Here is a 21983-nt window from a genome sequence, read left to right as displayed (position 1 = left end):
TCAGCCCCCTGTCCCCCGAAAGGGGCAAAGACGCTAATACTATTATTTTTTTAGTTTGTTTATAATTGCCCATTAACAACTAATCAACAACCATCTATCCTCCTTAAAAAAAACTCTTCTGACTGGGTCTTATAACACACACTTTTTAGAATTTTAAGTAAGTTGCTTTTCTAGAAGATGAAAAAATCAAATGATTAATGATTTTAAAAGATTCAACTTACATCCCAGTACAGAAGAGTTAGATTGTTTTACCGCTCGCTCCCTCTTTGGGAGACAAGGGGAATAAAAAAAGCCCAATGCAGTTTTCAGAGAAAACCACATTGGGATAGCATAGTTGTCCAAAAAATATTTTTTGGACTTATTTTTTATTTCAAAATTATTTTTGTAAAATACGCACAGGCACGCGTCTATACTAAGGTATAGCGACGGTGAGTCTGTGTGTGTGTGTGTGTGTGTGTGTGTGTGTGTTTACACAATTATCCGAAACTACCAAATAATTGAGGTAGTTTTTTGCATTTTTTTGCTGTAATATGTGGATATTGTGCAACATAGAGTGGGGCAAAGGTAAGACTTTTTTGGAAATGAGCAAATTAAATTTTAGTTTTTAGTCATTGAAGAAAGAGGAAAGAACAAAGAGAAAAGACTTTTTTTCTAACCTCTAACTTTCTAACAATTTCACCATCAACCAGCAACTGTCAACCAAACTCTAGTTGGCATCAAAACTTTCAAAAGCGTTTTCTATATGCTGTATTTTGAGTTGATTTCCCTCTCCTCTAATGATGGAAACAATATCAAAACGCACTTCATTTTCATACGGATTTTCCCTCAAAAAAGCATCTGCTGCGGAGACAATCAGTTTTATTTTTCGCTTGTCCACCGCTTCGTATGGCTCTATGAATAAATTATTGGCTCTCGCCTTTACTTCAATGATGATAAGAAGATTTTCGTACTCTGCAATGATGTCAATCTCCGCTTTCTGATACCGAAAATTCTTTGCCACAATGCGATAACCTTTGCTTTCAAGGTACTCTACGGCGCACTGCTCTGCTTGCTTCCCAAAATCTGTATGCTCTGCCATTAGGGATAAAACTTAAAGGTTAATCTATGCTCTCTTCTGAATAAAAGAAACGCTTTTTCCTATATTGATTTCCGTTTCTGCTCCTATAATTATCGGCTGGTTTTCAAATATATGACCATTAGGAAATCCGAAGATTACAGGAAAGTTGTACCGCTCTATTCTATTATAAATCAGTTTATAAGCAAAATTATCAAAGCTGAATTCATAATCTTTGTTATCTTTTTCTTTTCCCATATTAATCATCCCGCCTACAACCAATCCAGCAATCTTCTTGAAAACACCTGCCATTTCCAGACTCATCAGCATCCTATCTAAGGCATAAAAGTTTTCTCCAATCTCTTCGATGAATAATATATTATCCTTAAAATCAAAAGAATATCGTGTTCCTAAAAGGGCATAAACCAACGCTAAATTTCCACCTACTAATCTACCTTTGGCTTTACCTTTTCTATTCAACGAATGAGGTTTTAAGGTGTGCTGAATGTCTTTTCCTTCGAGGAGATTGAAAATCATATCATAACCTTCTTCGCATACACCAAAGCTTGAAGTTTTGATGGTTTGTCCGTTCACAGAAGCCAATCCTTTTTTTAGTAGAAAGCTATTAATCACTGTGTTATCAGAATATCCTATATACCATTTTGGATATTTTTTAAAGTTTTTTAAGTTCAGATGTTCCAAAAGATGCTGGCAACCGTAGCCGCCTCGGGTTGCCCAGATGGCTTCTATTTCGGTATCGTTCAAAGCCCAATTAAGGTCTTCTGCTCTTTCTTTCTCGGTTCCTGAATACGGATAACCATAGTCAAACCTTCCCAAGGCATTTTTCCCCAAGATGGGGGTGTAACCTTTCTCTTCTATCAGTTTTAGGGTGGATTCTAGTTGAGAGGCTTCCACAGCTCCTGCGGGCGAAATAATGCCTATTTTCGCTCCTTTTTTTATGGCTGGGGGAATTATCAATTTATTTATCATTTATGTTTTTTTGGTACTTTATTTCTTGTTTTTCTGCCTCCTCTAATCTCTTGTCAAACTGATTAAACTTCTTAAAACTCTGCATAAAAATTCCCACACTGAAAAGGATAAGAACCACGCCTACCCCTCTTCGTATGGCATTGGCAAGGTTTTGTGTCAGTTTACAATGAAATTGCTTAGCCAAGAGAATTTTAGCAATATCAATGAGCAGATAAGTGGCAATTACTATTCCGAGGTAAAGGAAAAAGGAAGAATTATCGGGATACTGATTGCGAACGGAAATCACCGTAACCAGCCAAAAGAGAATAACGCCTACATTCAAAAGGTTGAACAAAAAGCCATTGAAAAAGGTTTTGAGATAATTTTGGCTGATGATTTTCTTCTCCCCTGCGATGTGCATTTTGGTTTTGGTGATTAACATAAAAATACCATAAACAAAAATAATAAATGCTGTAATTCTATAAAAACCAGGGTATTGGTCTATAAGATGTACAATATCTTTACTGGCATAATAAGCTACAACGATGCACAAAATATCTGCCAAAACTACGCCTATATCCAATGCCAATGCGTGGCGTGCTCCGCGAGAGAAACTAGTCTCTATGAGGAGAAAAAAGATAGGGCCTATAAACACCAAACTAAGCATAATGCCCAACCCTATGGCTGAAAATATCAGTTCTAACATTCTACAAATTTACAGAATATTTTACTTAGGTTAAGATGGGAGGTTAAGGCTCAATTTTAAAATTATCTTTGAAGTTTTGAAATATCTTCTTTTGCATTTAGAATTGCTAAAACCGTTATTATCTCTTCTTCAAATATATAATAAATTCCAAAGTGAAATCTTTTGGTAAAAATCCCCCTCACCTCTCCATAACGTTTTTGATAATGCAATGGATTTTCCTGAATTTTTTTTAGATAATTTTCAATTTCTAAGAAAACTTCATAACCTAAATTTTCTCTTTTAGCATTATATAAATCAATTTTACTTTCCCATTCTTGTTTTACCTTCGGTAATAAAACTAACTCAAAAGCCATATTTTTCCTTTATTGAATGGATAGTTTCTTCTAATGCTACACTCTGATTTTTATCTGTTCTATATTCAGTAATACGCTCATTTATAATACTTTTATGCTCATCAGAAAGTTGTTCCATTTCCTTCTCTTCGGAATGTATAATTGCCGAAAAAATTCTTAAAATCCTCTCATCTGCTCTATCTATAAAAGCGTGAATTTTATTTCTATCAATAGCGGTATCCATAGCGGTTACTTTTCTACAAATTTACAGAATATTGTTGAGATTAAAAGTCAATATCTATTTTTAAAATATCATTTCAAAATTCTAGCTTCTTAATTCTGTTATTCTCCCTATTCCACAATCTTGAAATCCAATTGTTTTTGAATCAAATTAGCCTTAGTAACTTTTATTTTTACAACATCACCCAGTTGGTATTGTTTGCCCGTTCTCATACCATATACCGCGTGGGTTTTAGCATCGTAGAGATAAGAATCATCGGTTAAATCTCGAAGTTTGATAAGTCCTTCTGCTCCATTTTCGGGGATTTGCACCCAAAATCCAAACTCTGCCACGCCAGAAATAACGCCTTCAAAAACTTCTCCAAGGTGTTTTTCCATAAATTTTACTTGCATAAACTTGATAGAGTCCCTCTCAGCATCGCTCGCTAAGCGTTCCCTTGCAGATGAATGCTTCGCCTGTTCTTCCACTTCCATTTTGTTGGGCGATTTGCCACCATCTAAATAATGCTGCAATAGACGATGAGCTATCACATCGGGATACCTTCGGATAGGCGATGTAAAGTGCGTATAATACTCAAAACCTAAACCATAATGCCCTATAGGCTCTGTGGAATAGACTGCCTTGCTCATAGAACGCATTGCCAAAGTTTCTATCATATTTTCCTCACCTTTTCCTTTTACATCTTTTAAGAGTTTATTCAAACTTTGTGTGGTTTGCTTCGTATTGGCAATATTCATTTTATATCCGAAAGTGCTTACAAACTCCTTTAAAGCTTCTAATTTTGCTGGATCTGGGTCTTCGTGAATTCTGTAAATAAAGGTATTATTGGTGCGTTCATTTTTCAGATTTAGAGAGATATATTCGGATACTTTTCTATTGGCAAGGAGCATAAATTCTTCTATCAAATGGTTGCTATCCTTACCTACCTTCATATAAACGCCAATGGGTTCATTGTTTTCATCGAGGTTAAAACGCACTTCCATTCTATCGAAAATAATTGCCCCATTATGGATTCTTTCCTCCCTCATAATTTTTGCCAATCGGTCTAAGACTAATATTTCTTCCGCCAAATCGCCTTCACCTGTTTCTATACGCTCTTGGGCTTCTTCGTAGGTGAATCTTCTGTCGGAATGCGTTACCGTCCTTCCAAACCATTGATTGATAATTTCCGCTTTATCATTCATCTCAAAAACTGCTGAAAAAGTGTATTTATCCTCATTAGGACGCAAGGAACAAACGCCATTACTCAGCACCTCTGGTAGCATTGGCACCACTCTATCCACCAAGTACACCGAGGTGGCTCTGGCATACGCCTCATCATCTAGCAGGGTGCCAGGTTTCACATAATGCGATACATCTGCAATGTGAACGCCCACTTCCCAATTGCCATTTTTCAATTTTCGAAGAGAAAGGGCATCATCAAAGTCTTTGGCATCTTTCGGGTCTATGGTAAAGGTGAGAATATCTCGCATATCTCTACGCTTTTTCACCTCTTCTTCGCGGATTTCGGTATCCAAGTTTTTTGTCTCTTGTTCTACCTCTTCTGGAAACTCGTATGGCAAACCATAATCTGCCAAGATGGAATGAATTTCGGTTTCGTGCTCACCTGGACTTCCGAGTACGCGGATAATTTCTCCCTCCGGATTTTTATCCCCTTTCTTCCATCCCAGCATTTTTACCACTACTTTGTCATTTGGTTTCGCTCCATTGAAGTTTTCTTTTTTAACGAAAATATCGGTGTTAAAGTTTTTCTTATCAGAAACCACAAAGCCAAATCCTTTGTGAGCGATATATTCTAAACTGCCTACAAATTCGGTTTTATTTCGTTCCAAAACTTGCACTACAGTACCTTCTATGTTTTTATTTTTGTAAGAATAGGTAATGATGAGGACTTTATCGCCCTGCATAGCATCTTTTACATTTTTAGAATGCACAAAGATATCATCTTCTCTACCTTCTACTTTCACATAGGCATTCCCTGCTTGGTTAAAATCTATAACCCCTGTGAATGTCCCTGAAATTTCTAGATTAACGGTATATTTTCCTTTTTCTACTTCTTTTATCTTGTCTTCGGCTTTCAGCTTGTGCAGAGCTTGTATCACTTGTTCTCTTTGGCGAGGATTTTTATATTCTATACCGTCTGCAATTTGTTTATAATTATATATTTTATTGGATTTTTCTTTCATAAATGCCAAAATAATACGCCCTATCTCGTTGAGTTTATGAGTATTTTTTTGACTGATATATTTACTTTTTTTCTTTTTTGCCATAATATTGATTTTTAAACGAATGAAACTCCGTTTCTTTTTTTATTTTCTAAAATTGTTTTATACCCACTAAATGTATCAAAAAAAGTTCCATTCTGCAAGTTAAATTATTGTTACGCCATTATTTTTCAAAAAAAATCTCCACCAAATAGGGTAGAGATTAATATTTTTTGGATGGTATATAAACCTACACGCAACCGATTTTATTTACACGACCTTCGTGTCTGCCTCCCTCAAATTCAGTAGTAAGAAACTTTTCTACAATTTCTAAAGCCAATTCTTTTGCGATAAAACGGGCAGGAATTGCTACCATATTACAATTATTATGCTGTCTTGCCAAGGCTCCTAGCTCTGGCATCCAACACAATGCACAACGCACCCCTTGGTGCTTATTGGCTGTAAGCTGTACCCCTTGCCCACTGCCGCAAATTAAAACTCCAAATTCATTTTCTCCGTTTTCCACAGAGGCTGCTGCAGGATGTACAAAATCTGGATAATCCACAGACTCTGTAGAGTGCGTTCCATAATCTGTCACCTCATAATGTGCTGAAAGTTGCTGTTTTAGATATTCTTTGTATTCAAAACCAGCGTGGTCGCAAGCGATAGCTATTTTTTTCATTTTTAGTTGATTATTGAGTTATTTCGGATACAAATTTAGGGTATTAATTTCACATAAATAGACTTATCCACAATAGCTTTTAAAAATTTTAATCGGTATATCCATTTTAATCTATTGAAAACTAAGAAATTGATTTTTTGATGAAATTCATTAACATTCTGATACAATGAAGATTATCATCATCACTAAAAAATGTGGATTTCCTAGATATTGTCTGTGGATAAATTATGTCAAATTTCTATAGTTTTATGTCTATAAAATGCTTATTGAGAAAAAAAACTGGAATAATAAAACGCATTTTGAAAAAACTTTACCATAGAAAATGGAGGGGTTTTCAAGAGTAAAGTTGTACAGAAAAGCATTCTGATGAGAATTATCCACATTTGTGGAAAAAAAATATAATACATTACATATCAAAATATTATAATATGAATAAGTATGAGGATAAAGCTTAGAGTAAATGTCTAAAAATAATCTAAAAATGTTATCCCCAAAATTCACAATACATAACAATATACAACACTACTTTTTTTTAATTAATAATAAAAATAATGATAACTGTTGTGAATGTGTTGTGGACATTTTTTGTGCCTGCAAATTTTTTTTACGGTTTTAAAATCTTAATTTTGTAGGAGATTATAACAAAAGAAATAAATCTTATGAAAACCATCAATGATTTTAATTTTAAAGGCAAAAAAGCCTTGGTAAGAGTCGATTTCAATGTACCACAAGATGCAGACAAAAAGGTGACAGATAATACCCGCATCGTAGCGGCAAAACCAACCATAGATAAAATACTTGCCGATGGCGGCTCGGTGATTGTAATGACCCATTTGGGCAGACCTAAAGGAACGGTAAATCCAGATTTTTCCCTTTCCAGCATTGTAGATGAAGTGGCTAAGGTATTGGGCGTAACGGTGAAGTTTGCAGAAGACTGCGTAGGTGAGGCTGCAGAAAAAGCCGTAGCCGATTTAAAGGAAGGAGAAGTATTACTTTTGGAAAATCTTAGATTCCACAAAGAGGAAGAAGCAGGGGATGTTGCTTTTGCAGAGCAATTGGCAAAATTAGGAGATGTTTATGTAAACGATGCCTTCGGAACGGCACACAGAGCCCACGCTTCTACAGCTGTTATTGCTCAATTTTTTCCTTCAACTAAATTTTTCGGTTTACTGATGGCTCAGGAATTACAAGCCATAGATAAGGTTCTGAATAGTGGTGAAAGACCTATAACAGCCATTCTTGGAGGGTCTAAAGTTTCTACTAAAATTACCATTATCGAAAATATTTTACCTGCAGTAGATAATTTGATTATTGGAGGAGGTATGGCATTTACTTTCATCAAAGCTCAAGGCGGACAAGTGGGAAGTTCCCTAGTAGAGGAAGATAAAATGGACTTGGCATTGGAAATTTTAGAAAAAGCAAAAGCTCAAAATGTGAAAGTCATTATCCCAGTAGATGTGGTGGCTGCTGATGCTTTTAACAACGATGCTGAACGCAAAGAAGTACCTGCTGATGAAATCCCTGAAGGATGGATGGGATTGGATGTAGGTGAAAGAACCAGAGACCTAAATCATGATGTGATAATGAACTCTCGTACCATTCTTTGGAACGGGCCGCTTGGAGTTTTTGAAATGTCTAACTTTGCTGATGGAACTAAATCTTTAGGAGATAGCATTGCTGAATCTACCAAATTGGGAGCATTCTCACTTGTAGGTGGAGGAGATTCTGTGGCATTTGTGAAGCAGTTTGGCTATGCAGATAAGGTTTCTTATGTTTCCACAGGCGGTGGAGCAATGTTGGAAAGCTTAGAAGGTCTAGAGCTTCCAGGCGTTGCAGCGATTAACAAGTAAAGTTTTAATAACATAGAAATAAAAAACTCGGCGAAAAGTTTCACCGAGTTTTTTTATTTGAAAAAAAGTTATTACTTATTGTAAAGCTCTTCTACTTTATCCCAATTGATTACTTCAAAGAAGGCAGAAACATAATCTGGTCTTCTGTTTTGATAATTAAGATAATAAGCGTGCTCCCATACATCAAGTCCTAAAATAGGTGTACCCTTGCAATCTGCCACAGGCATTAGAGGATTGTCCTGATTTGGAGTAGAACATACCGCCAATGAACCATCTTCTTTTTTGCAAAGCCAAGCCCAGCCAGAACCAAATCTGGTTTTAGCCGCCTCTGAAAAATCTGTTTTGAATTTTTCAAAACCACCAAATTTTTCAAGCTCTTCTTTTACTTTTCCTACAGGCTCTTTGCTTCCCCCTGGAGTAAGAATTTCCCAGAATAGAGTATGGTTAAAGTGACCTCCACCATTATTTCTCACCGCTGGTTTGTCAGAACCTGTTTTACAAACTTCTTCTATGGTTTTTCCTTCAAGTTCTGTGCCTTCAATGGCTTTGTTTAGATTATCTACATACGCCTGATGGTGCTTGCTGTGGTGGATTTCCATAGTTTTTGCATCAATAACAGGCTCTAATGCATCGTAGGCATAGCTGAGTTTAGGTAATTCAAATGACATAATATTTCGTTTTAATGTTTTCCAAAAATACTGTTTCTTCAGTATATTATTTATTAAAATTATTATAATTTTTATTTACAGAATCTATTTATTCATAGACATTAGAAATTCTTCGTTATTCAGAGTACCTCTAATGCTTTTCTCTACAAATTCCATTGCTTCTACGGCATTCATATCAGAGAGGTATTTGCGGAGAATCCACATTCTTTGCTGGGTAGTTTCATCGTGTAATAAGTCATCTCTACGCGTGCTAGAAGCAACAAGGTCTATTGCAGGATAGATACGCTTATTGGCGATTTTTCTATCCAATTGTAGCTCCATATTTCCTGTGCCTTTAAATTCTTCAAAAATCACTTCATCCATCTTAGAGCCAGTATCTATCAATGCTGTTGCAATGATGGTGAGAGAGCCTCCGCCTTCTATTTTTCTTGCAGAACCAAAGAATCTCTTCGGCTTGTGAAGTGCATTGGCATCTACCCCACCAGAAAGTATCTTTCCTGATGCTGGAGTCACAGTGTTGTAAGCCCTTGCTAAACGGGTAATGGAGTCTAAAAGAATTACAACATCGTGCCCACATTCTACCATTCTTTGAGCTTTTGCAAGAACCAGATTGGCAACTTTCACGTGTTTTTCTGCGGCTTCATCAAAGGTAGATGCGATGACCTCTGCATTTACGCTGCGTTCCATATCGGTAACTTCTTCAGGTCTTTCGTCTATGAGTAATACCATCATATAAGCTTCTGGATGGTTGGCAGATATGGCATTAGCAATATCTTTCAGCAGCATCGTTTTACCTGTTTTAGGCTGTGCCACAATCATTGCTCTTTGCCCTTTACCGATGGGTGCAAATAAATCTACAATTCTGGTAGAAATGGTAGATCCTTTTTCTGTAAGATTAAATTTTTCTTCGGGGAAAAGTGGTGTAAGATATTCAAATGCTACACGGTCTTTGATGAAATCTAAATCTCTGCCATTCACCTCTATTGGCTTTTGGAGGGAGAAATATTTTTCACCTTCTTTTGGTAATCTAACAATCCCTTTTACAGTATCACCCGTTTTTAAACCATAATTTCGGATTTGGGCTGTGGAAACATAGACATCATCTGGTGAAGAGATGTATGAGAAATCCGATGAGCGAAGGAAACCATAATTGTCTGGTAATATTTCTAATACGCCCTCTATGGTTACAATGCCATCAAAATTGAATTCTTTTTTAGGCTCTGGGGTTTCCTGTGGTGTAGGATTTTGATTTTTTTGCTGGACATTCTGATTTTGTCCGTTTTGTTTATTGTTTTGCCCTCTTTGGGTTTTCTTTTGTTTTTTAGAAGATTGTTGTTCTTCTTTAGAAGGTTCTTCAGCTGTCTCTATGTTATCCGTAGGAAATTCTATTTCTGTAGCTTCTTCAGCTGAAGTCTCTTCGTTGGTTATAGTTTTCGCAATTCTTTTTCTTTTTGCTCTGGTTGGTGTTTCGTCCTTTTGCTCTGGCGTTTCAGCCTCTTGCTCAGGAAGAGTTACCAGCTCAGTTTTTCTTTTTCTACCTCTTTTAGGGGTGTTATCTGCAATGTGTTCCGTTTTGCTATCTCCTGCATTGGTTTCTATCTCTGTTACAGTTTCGGCAGATTCTTTTTTAGGTTTCGGTCCACGCTTTGCCGCAGTTTTTCTTGTTGTTGCTTTTTTTTCTGTTTCGTCTTTTATGGGAGATTCTACAGTTTTAGTTTGCTCTGTGGCGTTAAAATAATCTTTTGCAATTTTAGGATTAGAAGCCTGAAAGTCAAGAATTGCAAAGATTTTATCATTGTCGGTACTGGTTCTTGGAACTTTAATACCAAACTCTTTGAGTATAAGATTCAATTCCTCTTGGGATTTTGATCTTAACATTTCAATGTTAAACATAAATTATGTATGTAAAAAGTATTTTTAAATGTTTGTGAATAAGAAAGTTGAGCAGGATGCTCTTTTCTTTGTTGGGTCATTTATGATGCAAATCTACATTATTTTTTGAGAAATGCAAAAAAAAATGGTAATTTTGCGGTTATGTTACAGAGGATACAAACAGTTTGGATGTTTTTGGCGGTATTAGCTCCCGTGTTTCTGTTTATTACCGCACAAGATGTGGAAGCTTTAGAAGGCTTTCCCATTGTGGATATTCTTTGTGTAGTTTTAATCCTTTTGGGAGGATTGGGTATCTTCAGTTTCAAAAATAGAAAAAGACAAATCTTGCTGAATACCATCAGCATTATGATAAACGCTTTGTTGATTGGTGTATTGGTGTATTGGTTACTAAATTTATCCGGAGGAATTGATTTTCCTGAGAAGGGTATTGAGCCGATTTTTCCATTGATTGCGATGATTAGTTTGCTGATAGCGAATGGATTCATCCGCAGAGATGAGAGGCTTGTAAAATCTGTGGACCGACTCCGATAGCCTTACAACGATTTTTTTTGAGTGTAAAACAGTCCTTTCTCTGAAGGGGCTGTTTTTCTTTTATGCTATGGATTTCATCAAAACTAATGGTGAACTGCGATAAATTCTTTATTTTTGCCTTTCAATTCATACTAAATGAAACCTTTACAACGCATTCTAAATTTTGCAAAACCCCATCAGAAATACCTCTACGGAAGTATAATTTTCAACATCTTATACTCTGCTCTTAATATTTTTTCCGTTGCCACAATGTTGCCTATTTTAGGGCTAATGTTTGGTACTATGGAACGGATAGATACCTCGAAGGAACCCGTATATAGTGGTAAATTTGCAGAGGTCTTTTCCTATGCCAAAGATTGGGCTTACTATGAAATCCAAAAAAGTATAGATGTCTATGGTGCTGCCAAAATATTGGCGATTCTCTGTGGTGTAACGGCTTTTGCTTTTTTGCTTCGCAATTTATTCCGCTATTTGGGAGCCTTCTTGCTGGTAAACTATCGTGTAGGTATTACCAAAGACCTCCGTACAGCAATGTATAATAAGTTCTTGAAACTCCCCGTTTCTTTCTTTACAGAAAAAAGAAAAGGCGATATGATGTCTCGTATTTCTAATGACATTGGAGCCGTAGAAAGTGGCATAATGGGAAGCTTGGTAGATGTAGTGAATGCCCCTTTTATGATTATTTCTTCACTTGTTACCCTGTTTCTACTCTCCCCAAAACTCACTTTGTTTTCACTATTGGTATTTCCTGTAATGGGTTGGCTTATTTCTGCTGTAGGAAAGAGCCTCAAACGCCACGCTACCTCTGCACAAGAAGAATTAGGCAATCTATTTTCTCTGGTAGATGAAACTTTAAAATCTTCCAAAGTCATCAAAATTTTTAACGCCGATAAAATCTTAAAAAACCGATTCAATAGCACAACAGACAACTGGAAACGCTATTCCATAGCGATGAGCCGCCGAAGAGAAATGGCATCTCCTATGAGTGAATTTTTAGGCTCCGTTACCATTCTACTAATCACTTGGTTTGCAGGGATACAGATTTTAAACGAAAAAACAATGGACCCAGAAACATTCTTGGTATTCATTGCAATGTTTTTCCAGATATTGGAACCTGCTAAAAAACTATCCAATGCCTTTTCTTCCATACAGGGCGGAATGGCGAGTTTAGACAGAGTTTCCGAAGTTTTAGATTATGATTTAAAAGTGGAAGAAATAGCCTATCCTAAAGCAATATCAGGATTGAATGATAAGATTGAATTTAAAAATATCGGGTTCTACTATGATAAAGATAATGTGATTTTAAAAGACTTTTCCCTTACCCTTCCCAAAGGGAAAACCATCGCCTTGGTAGGGCAGTCGGGGAGTGGTAAAACCACCATTGCCAACCTTCTTACCAGATTTTATGATGTTTCCGAAGGCGAAATCCTTGTAGATGGTGTGAATATCAAAGAACTTAGCTTAGAACAATACCGAAATCTTCTGGGAATGGTAACCCAAGAATCGGTTTTGTTTAATGATAGCGTGTATAACAATATCCTGATGGGTAAACCTGATGCCACCCGAGAAGAGGTAATCTCTGCTGCAAAAGTGGCCAATGCAGATGCTTTTATTTCTCAACTTCCAGAGGGCTATGATACCACCATAGGGGATGATGGTAACAAACTATCAGGCGGACAGAAACAACGCGTTTCCATCGCAAGAGCTGTACTGAAAAACCCTCCGATAATGATTCTAGATGAGGCTACCTCTGCACTAGATACAGAATCTGAACGCTTGGTACAACTTGCCTTAGAAAATATGATGGAAAATAGAACTTCTCTCATCATTGCGCATAGACTTTCCACCATACAAAAAGCTGATTTAATTGTCGTGATGGAACGCGGCAATATCGTAGAACAAGGCACACATCAAGAATTATTAGCCCAAAATGGCATCTATAAAAAACTGGTAGATTTGCAAAATTTTGGGTAAAAAGTAAGCAATAGTTTTGTATGCTAAGTTTTGATTTTTAGACCATTAATTACCAACTAATTCTAAATTAAACTCTTTTTTAATCCTGCCAAAATGCCATTCCAGAAGAAATTGAAAAACGATTTCGTATGGTCGCGTTCTACATTTTCTACCTTTATATCAGAATTGTTTGGTTTAGAATTACTCTTGATGAAAATATTGGCTACCGAAGATAAAAATTTGTTTTTCTCCCCATCTTGGCGAAGTATTTCCACCTTCAAATCTCTATGGTCCATTTTGAAATTGCCGTTTAAAAGGTTTTTATTTCCGCGAAAATCAAAAGCCAAATAATCGATATCTCCCTCGGTTTTTACCTTGAGATATGGCTCTGTAAAGGCGTTGATTTGCGGTGCAGGCAGGTTTTTGATATTACCTCGGATGTGGAAGGCATCGTCCATACTCGCCGTGTTGATATTCCAATCGACCTCCATAGGCGAAATTCCCATAAACAGGCACCGAATGGCAATCGGAATAGGGGTAGGTTTTCCTTTTATCTTGTTTGAATTAAGGTTTTTAGCATGCAACTGAAGATTTGTAAAAGTCAGTTTTCCAGGGCCTTGGCTTTTTTCTGTATCTTCTTCATATACCAAAGTAGCGTTTTGAATATTCGTATTTTGAATAACCATCGGAAACTTTACGGAGCGAAGCAATTCCGAATACATTGGCTTTCTGGTGAGGTCGTCAGTTGGCAATTTACTTCTGAAAATGTTGACATTAGCTCCCGTTATCGTCAGTTGATTGGCAAGAATGCTCGGGTTTGCCGAAAGCAACTGAAGATTGCCCTGCAATTGTAATTTATTGAAATAAATCGTGTATAAATCCTTTTCCGTAGGAATCATTCGGATGAATTGTGCTCTTGAAACAAGAGGTTTCAATGCAAACTGATGGACTTCTATGTTTTGGTTGCTCACCTTTAGATTTCCCGTGCTCAGTTTGTAAAAACGATTGATTTGCAAAGCGTAATTGTTTGCGGTAAAGGTGTAGTTTTCAGCCATAAACGGGAGATTTTCTTTGACCGTTTTTTCGTTAAACTCTATATTTTTAACTTTCAAGTTGAGCTGATTGATCTGATGTTGGGCAGTTCCTTTTTGGAATTTTAGATTTGAATGTTCTACGCGGAAATTTCTCACCAAAAGCGGAAATTGGATACCGTTCCACGAGTTTTTTTTCTTCGATGAAGGCTTTTCTGGAGCGTTAATACTTCCATTAAAATTCTGGATTGCTACACTTTCTGCATCTAATTGCAATCGGTTGTTTTTTAATGCCCATTGATTGATTTTTAGATTAATACGCTTTATAAAACCGTCAACTAATGTTTTTGAAGCCTTGCCTGCTGTTGGTTTTATTTGAAGATTGAGCAAGTCGGCAGTATGCGGATTTACGGCGATACTTGCTACTTTTATCTCTTGATGATCAGAATTGTATTGCAATTGCTTTCCTTTTAATAGAAATTTGTCATACTGAAAAGGAATGTTTCCTTTAGCGGTTTCTTCGTTCATAGCCAGTTTTTGGAGATTCATATCCAAAGATTGAGCAGAGAAGAGTGGATTGCCATTGGGTTTTAGAATTTGAATTTTAGCATCATTCATCATCACTTCTTCTAATTCTACCAAATATTTAAATGATTTTTCCTTTTCATTAGGTTTTGCAGAAGTAGTGTGCATTTTGATTTCGGGGGTATTAAAATCCACTTTAGACAAGGTGATTTTATGGTCTTTCAGTGCGATATCCTTAAAAGTAACTTCCTTTGCTTTTACCTCCAGAAGGTTTCTCTTCTTTGGAAATTTCTGTACAAACTCTTGATACGAAAGCAGTGGTTTTAGATGAAACTGAAGAATATTCATCTGCGTACCATCGGTTTGTATCTTGTTAGCATTCAATTCATAAACATCATCTGGGCGGAAGTAAAAATCTTCTCCATGAATGCTATATGCATCAAAAATCACGGGGAATTTTTTCTCCACATCTTTCTCGGTAAGTCTGAGATTGGCAACTTGCAGATAAAGTTTTTTCACTTCCAAAAAGCGTTCTTTGGTGTGTTTTAAGATACTGATATTGCCATTTCTGATGTGGATATTTTCAAATTCCAGAGGTTTAGATGCTTTTTTCTGGTCTTTAGGTTTAGCTAAAACAATGTTGAGATTAGGATTTCCCAGCGAAATTTTACTCGGACTGATGGTTTTATTCACGATGGCATCATAGATTCCCAATCGGTTGATTTTTAGCATATCGATGGTGCCATCGAGCCTTGTAATGTTTTCGTTTTCAGGTTTTAAACTGCTGATTTTAATCCCTGTAGAAAGGATGTTTCCCGTGCCCAAATCCACATTGAGGGTTTGGTAGGAGATTTTATAGTCGGTATTATTCTGTATATAGCGGGGGAGGTAAAAATGGAGAAGAAAGTTGATGGCGAGGTTGGCAATAATAATCAACGCCGCCAATATTCCTACTCCGATGAGGATTTTTTTCGTTATTTTATTCATTCACTTGCTTTTAAGATTGCAAAGATAGATGAAATTTTGAGGGCTATTTTATAAATTCTTTTCTTAATATTTCAAAATTTAGCCAATGCTAAGCTCTATTACATAGCCTTCGTGGCTGCGGACATTCATCATCTGTCCTCCTTCAAAGGCGAGGTATTGCCCTTTGATACCACAGAGCACTCCCTCAAACTCTGGTTGCTTTTCTAAGGTGAAAACCGACACTTTTTCAGGTTTTTGGTAGGGAAAATCCAGTTTTTGGATTTCGCCATCTAAGGTGTAAAACTGTTTCAACTCTTCGGGGAAGTATTGTTCTATTTCATTACGGAAAGTAGCCAAATCTACTTCGCCTTCAAAATCGTTTTCCAGCATTTTTTTATAATTGGTTTTGTCTGGAAGGTATTGTTTTAGAGCTACTTCTATCACGCCTGCCTCATAGCGGTTATTGGTTTTAGCGATGGGAAGGGCAAAGGTAGCTCCTTGGTCTATCCATCTGGTAGGCACTTGGTGTGCTCTGGTAACGCCCACTTTTACATCGCCCGTATAGGCAAGATAGACAATGTGTGGCACCAGTTGTATTTCTTTTTCTACCTCCAAATCTCTTTCTTCCTCGCCGAGGTGAGCACGGGAAAGCTCTGGGCGGATGATGCTTTCACTGGCATAGGGACTTTCAAAGAAGCATTTTTTGCAGAATCCCATTCGGAATAATTTTTCATCACTATCGCAATTGACGCATTGATAGCCAATGTGTTTTATTCTGATGGTTTTCCCTATCAGGGCATTGATGTGGAGCAAATCATTAGAAAGATTCAGATAATATTGTATAGGCTCTGCTAGTTGGGTAGACATTTTTAATAATTGTCCTCTGAAAGTCATTTTTCGTATTTTTTGTAAAAGTAGGGAATAAGATTGTAACTGCCAACAGCTTTCATTGAGTAAAAAAGCAAAAAAATATTGTATATATGATTTATTTCATATAATTTTATGCGATAAAAATCAATAATAGCATTAAGAATATCAAAAAATTCTCATCCATTGATAAAAACGTTTTATTAGAAAAATAAATTTTTAACCCAAATAAAATAAATTCAATGAAAACAAAGTTTCAATTTTCACTCGTATTAGTGTTTGTATTTGTTGCTTTTACATTTGCACAGACCCATCGTTTGTATTATTCTGTTTTTTCTAAACGGTATAAAGGGATGGAAGGTTATTACAAAGAGATGATTGTAACGGATATTAATAAAGACAATATAAAGTCTTATGCCGCAGATTATATTAAATATGATTCCATCAATAAAAACTCCAAAACGGGAGATGTGTTTTTTGCTACACCAAGGTTCGTAGAGCGGTTTTCAAAGGATTTAAAGTCGGGGATTACTACTAACTATGAAGCGAATCTAAATGATGTTTTCTCCTACGAAACACAAGATGAGATAAAATGGGAATTGCATCAAGAATCTAAAGAAATTAGTGGTTATAAAACTCAGAAGGCTACCACTACCTTTGGGGGAAGAAATTGGGTGGCTTGGTTTGCTAAAGATTTGGATATTCCCTATGGACCTTATAAATTCTACGGATTACCAGGGCTTATTTTGGAAATACAAGATGAGAACAAGGAGTATATTTTTCAGTTTTTACAGAATAAAGTCTTGGACGAGGTATATGATACCAGTAATTTTTTGGAAACTTACTATGGAAAAACACCAATAAAGCTTTCCATAAAGAATATTCATAAGCTGAAAACGAACTATTACTTAGACCCATTTAAGGAATTTAAGGCAGGAAAAAGACCCAACGAGCACTTGGGAGAGGTAGGGGAGAGGATTAATTATAATGCGGAAACGCTGGAAATTCAAAAAAGGCTAAGAGCAGAGAATCCCATAGACCTGAAAAACGCTGTGAAATACCCAGAGAAATGAAATGATACTAAAAAAGCACCAACTGAGATGGTGCTTTTTTGTTTTAAACTAAAAGTTTAGTTTTATTCATTAATATCTTCAAATGTTAATGTATTTTTGGTTTTGCTTATGGAAATTCTTCTGAAAGTAGGTGCCCAGCCTTCCCTGCACTGGGTTCAAAATATTCTCTAACAAAGTCAACTCTAAAAGTAAAAAAATAAAATTTCCATAGCTTTTGGTTTGTATTACAAATTTACTTTTTACCATAATTTTCAAAAATCACTCAAAAATCGACCTTCAGAAATGTGTCAAAAATCCATTTTCTAAATTTTTCCGACTGTATATATCAAACTGGAAAATTCGCCCGTTTTTAACGCTTTAAAATTAGAAATCGCTCCGTGAACTCCTCCAAAAAGCCAAAAAAGTGGATTTTTTCTGTATTTTTCACTCAGCATAGAGATATAATAGGAGTCGAGTAGGAGAGGGGCAATATTTTCTACTTGCCAATCTTTATTGTTCATCAGGCGGAGCATTCCCTCTCTAGAAAAATGAAAAATATGTCTTGGCACATCATACGCTGCCCAGAATGCTTTATACTTTTGCCCATCATACGAGGTATGGTTGGGCACAGCAATGATGAGTTTTCCATTAGGTTTTAGTTTCCGATGAAATACGGAAAGCATTTCTGATTGATTTTCTATATGTTCAAAAACATGCCAAAGGGTAATGAGGTCTAGACTTCCATCTTCTATTTCCGAAAGGGTAGGGGAGGAGAGGAAAGTGGTTTTAGGAGATTTTTGTTGGGCAAATTTTCGGGCATTTTCATTGGGTTCAAATCCGAAGGTTTTAAAATCTTCGGCAATAAACTTCACAAACTCTCCCGCACCACATCCGTAATCTAATACGAGCTTCTGTGTCCCCCCATCCCCCGAAGGGGGAATATTATTGTTATTCTCATCAATATGATGTTCTTTGGCGTTTTTACCCCCTTTGGGGGATAGGGGGAATGCTTTCTGTACAATATTTTTCTTATACTTCAAGTTGAATTTTTGAAGAAGTTTGTAGAGTTGTTCTTTAAGGCTTCCGCTATCTTGGTGGTGAGATATATAATCTTTGCTTTCGTAGTATTTCCCTATATTCTCCGGGATAGGATAGGTTTTTAGCACACCAGGAATGTTGGTTTCTTGGAGTTCAAATTCTTCTTGTGTAAGGAAATGGTCTTTTATTTTCATTACGGTTTTAGCATTTGTATTTTTTCTATTTTGTTAGATTGGGAAAGTCCGTTGGGATTGCAACCTAGTTCTCCTTCGGGAACTTTGAGGTGAAGTTCATCGTAAAATTTTTGCCAATAGTCATCGGTTTTCTGTGTTTTAGGGTTAATGAAAGTCATTGGCTGAAGTTCAAAAATCTTACAATCTCTAAAGGTTCTTTCCACAAAATCGGAGCAATAATACGCATTTTCATTTAAAATGTAAGCGGTATTATAAGGTTTTCCCAGCATTGTATTAGCTTTTTCAATGGCTGATGGGATGCAATGTTGATGGTTTTGTTTCAGGCGGTAAAGGCTTTGGGTTCTATTTTCTTTTTTATTGGCTTTGATAAAGCTTTTTAAAGGGATTTTCTCCGAACCATTTTCAGGGGCAGCGTGTAGGATGTATTTATTCTTGCCATCGGTTTCCACGAGTCCAAGATGGTCGTAGGATAATACATTATCGTTCTTGGCTGTAACACGGCTAATGGCTCCTGATAGTTTTTCTTTTTGAGCTTCTACGAAGATTAAATCTCCATTTTGAGCGTGTTTATAGAAAGATTGCGTGTTACAACTAAAGAGTGCTAATAGGAATAGTGGCGTTATTTTATTCATTGTAAAAGATGATGTTTCACGTGGAACATTTGGTTTGTTTTATAAAAGAGGTATAATGAAAATTCAAAATACCTCTTAATAGATTATCTTCCTAAGTATATCAATAAAACATTGATGTCTGCTGGGGAAACACCACTGATGCGTCCTGCTTGGGCAATGGTTTTAGGTTTTACCAAATTGAGTTTTTGTTTGGCTTCCGCAGATAAACTTGAGATTTTAGAGAAATCAAAATCTTTTGGAATTTTAATATTTTCCAATCTTTGGAGTTTGGCTACATTTTCTTTTTCTTTGTCGATATAACCTTTGTATTTAATGTTGATTTCCGCTTGTTCTCTCACTTCATCAGAGTATTTAGAACTTACTTCACTGATAATCTCTAATTTATCCAATTTACTTAAAGTAATATTTGGACGGGTGAGAAACTGAGATGCACGATAAGCCTGATCTACAGGGTTAGACTCTATTTCTTCTAAAATAGGATTGATTTGTTTTGGCTTTAAAGATGTTTCGCGGAGGAAATTTTCTAGCTCTTCGCTTTGTTTTATTTTTTCTTCTACTTTCCTCATTCTCTCATCGTTAGCTAGCCCTATTTGATGTGATTTCTCGGTTAATCGGATGTCAGCATTATCTTGTCTTAGTAAGAGTCTATACTCTGCTCTGGAAGTAAACATACGATAAGGTTCTTCGGTTCCTTTCGTGATGAGGTCGTCTATTAGTACACCGATATAGGCTTCATCTCTGCTGAGGATGAAAGGTTCTTTCCCGTGAACTTTATTGTGAGCGTTAATTCCCGCGATGAGACCTTGTCCTGCGGCTTCCTCGTATCCAGTGGTTCCATTGATTTGACCAGCGAAATAGAGGTTTTCTATTAGCTTGGTTTCTAAGGTATGGTTGAGTTGGGTAGGAGGGAAGTAGTCGTATTCAATAGCGTATCCTGGACGGAAAACTTTGGCGTTTTCAAACCCTGGGATTTGTCTCAAAGCTTTGATTTGAATATCTTCAGGTAGGGAAGAGCTGAATCCATTGATATAATATTCTATGGTTTTCCAGCCTTCTGGTTCCGCGAAAATCTGATGTCTGTTTCGTTCTGCAAAACGATTGATTTTATCCTCAATACTTGGGCAATATCTCGGGCCTAAACTTTGAATAGTTCCGTTGAACATTGGGCTTCTGTCGAAGCCTTCACGGAGAATTTCGTGTACCGTTTCGTTGGTATAGGTGATGTAGCAAGAACGCTGTTGGGTAAGTTTTGGTGTATCGAGGTAGGAGAATTTTTGTGGATTTTCATCGCCTTTTTGTTCTTCCATTTTAGAAAAATCAATACTTCTACCATCCACACGCACGGGTGTTCCAGTTTTCATTCTTCCAGCATCGAAGCCTAGAGATACCAGTTGTTCTGTAATTCCAAAGGCTCTAGGTTCGCCCATTCTACCACCGCCAAGTTGTTTTTCCCCGATATGGATAAGTCCATTAAGGAAAGTTCCATTGGTAAGCACAACGGATTTTGCTCGGAATTCTACTCCAATGGAGGTGATAACTCCCGCAACGCGATTGTTTTCTAGGATAAGGCTTTTTACCATATCTTGAAAAAAATCCAAATTAGGCGTGTTTTCTAATGCAAGACGCCATTCTTCAGCGAAGAGCATACGGTCGTTCTGGGTTCGTGGTGACCACATTGCTGGACCTTTGGAGAGGTTGAGCATTTTAAACTGAATGGCAGATTTATCCGCAATAATCCCTGAGTATCCTCCTAGGGCATCTATTTCTCTTACGATTTGTCCTTTGGCGATACCTCCCATTGCGGGATTGCAGCTCATTTTTCCGATGGTCTCCATATTCATCGTGATGAGGAGGGTTTTAGAACCGAGGTTAGCGGCTGCGGCCGCGGCTTCGTTTCCTGCGTGTCCTGCACCTACTACGATGACATCGTATGTTTCGTTTATCATTTTATAGTTAAAAAGTTTAATGTTAAAAGTTAATGTTTCACGTGAAACATCGTATTGGTTTTACACTTTAAAAACTTCATCGGTATGGATTTTTATCTCTGGAAAAATTTCCGAATGAATGTAATCATCTGTGATAGGAAATGCACCTTTGTATTTTCCGTTTTCCAAAGTATGGATATAAACCACCTCATCAAGAGGGTTTACAATCCAATATTCTCTTACACCAGATTCTTCATAAAGTTCAAATTTATTTTTGAGTTCTTTTTTAGAATTTCCAGGGGAGAGGATTTCCACAATCAAATCGGGGGCACCGATGCAACCTCTATCGTCCAATTTGTTTTCATCACAAATAATACAAAGGTCTGGCTGAACTACGGTATAGATAGTTTCGTTTTCGGTGGTTTCTTTTGGAAATCTTACATCAAATGGAGCATAGTATAATTTGCACGGCTGCCTATTGAATAAAGTGAAAAATTTTCTGTAAATATTTCCAGAAATATCCTGATGTTTCCTGCTGGGAGCGGGAGACATTCTGAAAATTTTGCCTTTTATGAGTTCTATTCTTTCCTCAAATTTCCAAAGGAGATAATCGGCATAGGAATAAACTTTATTTAAATCTAATTGGTTGATGTCTGTTATTTTTTCCATA

19 protein-coding genes are annotated in these 21983 nt (G+C 36.6%); 4 read left to right on the top strand and 15 right to left on the bottom strand.

Annotated features, from left to right (window positions below):
* Positions 1-706 precede the first annotated feature (706 nt).
* The 7 genes from ACFFUE_RS05045 to rpiB all read right to left on the bottom strand — a co-directional run bounded on the left by ACFFUE_RS05045 (position 707) and on the right by rpiB (position 6188).
* A complete protein-coding gene (locus ACFFUE_RS05045) occupies positions 707-1078 on the bottom strand; it encodes a YraN family protein (RefSeq protein WP_376833181.1) in 372 nt (123 codons plus the stop codon).
* A gap of 24 nt (positions 1079-1102) precedes the next feature.
* Positions 1103-2044 carry a S66 peptidase family protein gene (locus ACFFUE_RS05040; protein WP_376833179.1) on the bottom strand — a complete coding sequence of 314 codons (942 nt, stop codon included), beginning with the start codon at positions 2042-2044 and terminating at the stop codon, positions 1103-1105.
* Positions 2034-2729, bottom strand: a complete 696-nt coding sequence (locus tag ACFFUE_RS05035) for a LysE family translocator (RefSeq protein ID WP_376833177.1) — start codon at positions 2727-2729, stop codon at positions 2034-2036. Before ACFFUE_RS05035 ends, ACFFUE_RS05040 begins: the two co-directional genes overlap by 11 nt.
* Before the next feature lie 62 nt (positions 2730-2791).
* Complete coding sequence (locus tag ACFFUE_RS05030) at positions 2792-3082, bottom strand: type II toxin-antitoxin system RelE/ParE family toxin (RefSeq protein ID WP_376833175.1); 291 nt, start codon at positions 3080-3082, stop codon at positions 2792-2794.
* Positions 3072-3305 carry an addiction module family protein gene (locus ACFFUE_RS05025; protein ID WP_376833173.1) on the bottom strand — a complete coding sequence of 78 codons (234 nt, stop codon included), beginning with the start codon at positions 3303-3305 and terminating at the stop codon, positions 3072-3074. Before ACFFUE_RS05025 ends, ACFFUE_RS05030 begins: the two co-directional genes overlap by 11 nt.
* Positions 3306-3412: 107 nt before the next feature.
* Positions 3413-5572: a ribonuclease R gene (rnr, locus tag ACFFUE_RS05020; RefSeq protein WP_376833171.1), complete on the bottom strand. Its 2160-nt coding sequence runs from the start codon at positions 5570-5572 to the stop codon at positions 3413-3415.
* 184 nt (positions 5573-5756) lie between these two features.
* Positions 5757-6188 carry a ribose 5-phosphate isomerase B gene (gene rpiB, locus ACFFUE_RS05015; RefSeq protein ID WP_376833169.1) on the bottom strand — a complete coding sequence of 144 codons (432 nt, stop codon included), beginning with the start codon at positions 6186-6188 and terminating at the stop codon, positions 5757-5759.
* 659 nt (positions 6189-6847) lie between these two features.
* Between rpiB and ACFFUE_RS05010 the strand changes: the two genes are divergently transcribed.
* The gene (locus tag ACFFUE_RS05010; RefSeq protein ID WP_376833167.1) at positions 6848-8038 is read left to right on the top strand and encodes a phosphoglycerate kinase; all 1191 of its coding nucleotides are present in this window, start codon (positions 6848-6850) and stop codon (positions 8036-8038) included.
* 71 nt (positions 8039-8109) lie between these two features.
* Here the strand turns inward: ACFFUE_RS05010 and ACFFUE_RS05005 are convergent, their stop codons facing one another.
* Together ACFFUE_RS05005 and rho are read right to left on the bottom strand one after the other, a co-directional pair.
* On the bottom strand, positions 8110-8706 hold the full coding sequence (locus ACFFUE_RS05005; protein ID WP_376833165.1) for a superoxide dismutase: 597 nt from the start codon (positions 8704-8706) through the stop codon (positions 8110-8112).
* A gap of 84 nt (positions 8707-8790) precedes the next feature.
* The gene (gene rho / locus ACFFUE_RS05000; protein WP_376833163.1) at positions 8791-10599 is read right to left on the bottom strand and encodes a transcription termination factor Rho; all 1809 of its coding nucleotides are present in this window, start codon (positions 10597-10599) and stop codon (positions 8791-8793) included.
* Between the two features lie 141 nt (positions 10600-10740).
* Here rho and ACFFUE_RS04995 point away from each other — a divergent pair, with 141 nt between their 5' ends.
* Positions 10741-11130 (top strand): DUF4293 domain-containing protein, encoded by a 390-nt coding sequence (locus tag ACFFUE_RS04995; RefSeq protein ID WP_376833161.1) that lies wholly within the window; start codon positions 10741-10743, stop codon positions 11128-11130.
* 135 nt (positions 11131-11265) lie between these two features.
* A complete protein-coding gene (locus ACFFUE_RS04990; RefSeq protein WP_376833159.1) occupies positions 11266-13104 on the top strand; it encodes an ABC transporter ATP-binding protein in 1839 nt (612 codons plus the stop codon).
* Between the two features lie 62 nt (positions 13105-13166).
* On the opposite strand, the gene ACFFUE_RS04985 is transcribed toward ACFFUE_RS04990, so the two are convergent.
* Both ACFFUE_RS04985 and ACFFUE_RS04980 read right to left on the bottom strand, forming a co-directional pair.
* Positions 13167-15626 carry a hypothetical protein gene (locus ACFFUE_RS04985; RefSeq protein WP_376833157.1) on the bottom strand — a complete coding sequence of 820 codons (2460 nt, stop codon included), beginning with the start codon at positions 15624-15626 and terminating at the stop codon, positions 13167-13169.
* Positions 15627-15704: 78 nt separating this feature from the next.
* The gene (locus ACFFUE_RS04980) at positions 15705-16499 is read right to left on the bottom strand and encodes a DUF2797 domain-containing protein (protein ID WP_376833155.1); all 795 of its coding nucleotides are present in this window, start codon (positions 16497-16499) and stop codon (positions 15705-15707) included.
* A 215-nt stretch (positions 16500-16714) separates the two neighbouring features.
* Between ACFFUE_RS04980 and ACFFUE_RS04975 the strand changes: the two genes are divergently transcribed.
* Positions 16715-17545 (top strand): GLPGLI family protein, encoded by an 831-nt coding sequence (locus ACFFUE_RS04975; RefSeq protein WP_376833153.1) that lies wholly within the window; start codon positions 16715-16717, stop codon positions 17543-17545.
* A 302-nt stretch (positions 17546-17847) separates the two neighbouring features.
* Here ACFFUE_RS04975 and ACFFUE_RS04970 read toward each other — a convergent pair whose 3' ends face one another.
* From ACFFUE_RS04970 to ACFFUE_RS04955, 4 genes are all read right to left on the bottom strand, one after another.
* On the bottom strand, positions 17848-18756 hold the full coding sequence (locus ACFFUE_RS04970) for a class I SAM-dependent methyltransferase (protein ID WP_376833151.1): 909 nt from the start codon (positions 18754-18756) through the stop codon (positions 17848-17850).
* Positions 18756-19388 carry a YiiX/YebB-like N1pC/P60 family cysteine hydrolase gene (locus ACFFUE_RS04965; protein WP_376833149.1) on the bottom strand — a complete coding sequence of 211 codons (633 nt, stop codon included), beginning with the start codon at positions 19386-19388 and terminating at the stop codon, positions 18756-18758. Before ACFFUE_RS04965 ends, ACFFUE_RS04970 begins: the two co-directional genes overlap by 1 nt.
* A gap of 83 nt (positions 19389-19471) precedes the next feature.
* Positions 19472-21334: a tRNA uridine-5-carboxymethylaminomethyl(34) synthesis enzyme MnmG gene (mnmG, locus tag ACFFUE_RS04960; protein ID WP_376833147.1), complete on the bottom strand. Its 1863-nt coding sequence runs from the start codon at positions 21332-21334 to the stop codon at positions 19472-19474.
* Between the two features lie 60 nt (positions 21335-21394).
* On the bottom strand, positions 21395-21982 hold the full coding sequence (locus ACFFUE_RS04955; RefSeq protein WP_376833145.1) for a Uma2 family endonuclease: 588 nt from the start codon (positions 21980-21982) through the stop codon (positions 21395-21397).
* Between the last annotated feature and the right edge of the window lies 1 nt (position 21983).

The organism is Bergeyella porcorum, assembly GCF_042427575.1.
GTDB lineage: Bacteria > Bacteroidota > Bacteroidia > Flavobacteriales > Weeksellaceae > Bergeyella > Bergeyella porcorum.
This window is presented reverse-complemented; position numbering and strand designations above follow the sequence as displayed.

What these genes read in the sequence shown, in the direction of transcription:
- ACFFUE_RS05045 (WP_376833181.1), bottom strand. Translation starts at nt 1,078, where the DNA reads ATGGCAGAGCATACAGATTTTGGGAAGCAAGCAGAGCAGTGCGCCGTA.
- ACFFUE_RS05040 (WP_376833179.1), bottom strand. Translation starts at nt 2,044, where the DNA reads ATGATAAATAAATTGATAATTCCCCCAGCCATAAAAAAAGGAGCGAAA.
- ACFFUE_RS05035 (WP_376833177.1), bottom strand. Translation starts at nt 2,729, where the DNA reads ATGTTAGAACTGATATTTTCAGCCATAGGGTTGGGCATTATGCTTAGT.
- ACFFUE_RS05030 (WP_376833175.1), bottom strand. Translation starts at nt 3,082, where the DNA reads ATGGCTTTTGAGTTAGTTTTATTACCGAAGGTAAAACAAGAATGGGAA.
- ACFFUE_RS05025 (WP_376833173.1), bottom strand. Translation starts at nt 3,305, where the DNA reads ATGGATACCGCTATTGATAGAAATAAAATTCACGCTTTTATAGATAGA.
- rnr (WP_376833171.1), bottom strand. Translation starts at nt 5,572, where the DNA reads ATGGCAAAAAAGAAAAAAAGTAAATATATCAGTCAAAAAAATACTCAT.
- rpiB (WP_376833169.1), bottom strand. Translation starts at nt 6,188, where the DNA reads ATGAAAAAAATAGCTATCGCTTGCGACCACGCTGGTTTTGAATACAAA.
- ACFFUE_RS05010 (WP_376833167.1), top strand. Translation starts at nt 6,848, where the DNA reads ATGAAAACCATCAATGATTTTAATTTTAAAGGCAAAAAAGCCTTGGTA.
- ACFFUE_RS05005 (WP_376833165.1), bottom strand. Translation starts at nt 8,706, where the DNA reads ATGTCATTTGAATTACCTAAACTCAGCTATGCCTACGATGCATTAGAG.
- rho (WP_376833163.1), bottom strand. Translation starts at nt 10,599, where the DNA reads ATGTTTAACATTGAAATGTTAAGATCAAAATCCCAAGAGGAATTGAAT.
- ACFFUE_RS04995 (WP_376833161.1), top strand. Translation starts at nt 10,741, where the DNA reads ATGTTACAGAGGATACAAACAGTTTGGATGTTTTTGGCGGTATTAGCT.
- ACFFUE_RS04990 (WP_376833159.1), top strand. Translation starts at nt 11,266, where the DNA reads ATGAAACCTTTACAACGCATTCTAAATTTTGCAAAACCCCATCAGAAA.
- ACFFUE_RS04985 (WP_376833157.1), bottom strand. Translation starts at nt 15,626, where the DNA reads ATGAATAAAATAACGAAAAAAATCCTCATCGGAGTAGGAATATTGGCG.
- ACFFUE_RS04980 (WP_376833155.1), bottom strand. Translation starts at nt 16,499, where the DNA reads ATGACTTTCAGAGGACAATTATTAAAAATGTCTACCCAACTAGCAGAG.
- ACFFUE_RS04975 (WP_376833153.1), top strand. Translation starts at nt 16,715, where the DNA reads ATGAAAACAAAGTTTCAATTTTCACTCGTATTAGTGTTTGTATTTGTT.
- ACFFUE_RS04970 (WP_376833151.1), bottom strand. Translation starts at nt 18,756, where the DNA reads ATGAAAATAAAAGACCATTTCCTTACACAAGAAGAATTTGAACTCCAA.
- ACFFUE_RS04965 (WP_376833149.1), bottom strand. Translation starts at nt 19,388, where the DNA reads ATGAATAAAATAACGCCACTATTCCTATTAGCACTCTTTAGTTGTAAC.
- mnmG (WP_376833147.1), bottom strand. Translation starts at nt 21,334, where the DNA reads ATGATAAACGAAACATACGATGTCATCGTAGTAGGTGCAGGACACGCA.
- ACFFUE_RS04955 (WP_376833145.1), bottom strand. Translation starts at nt 21,982, where the DNA reads ATGGAAAAAATAACAGACATCAACCAATTAGATTTAAATAAAGTTTAT.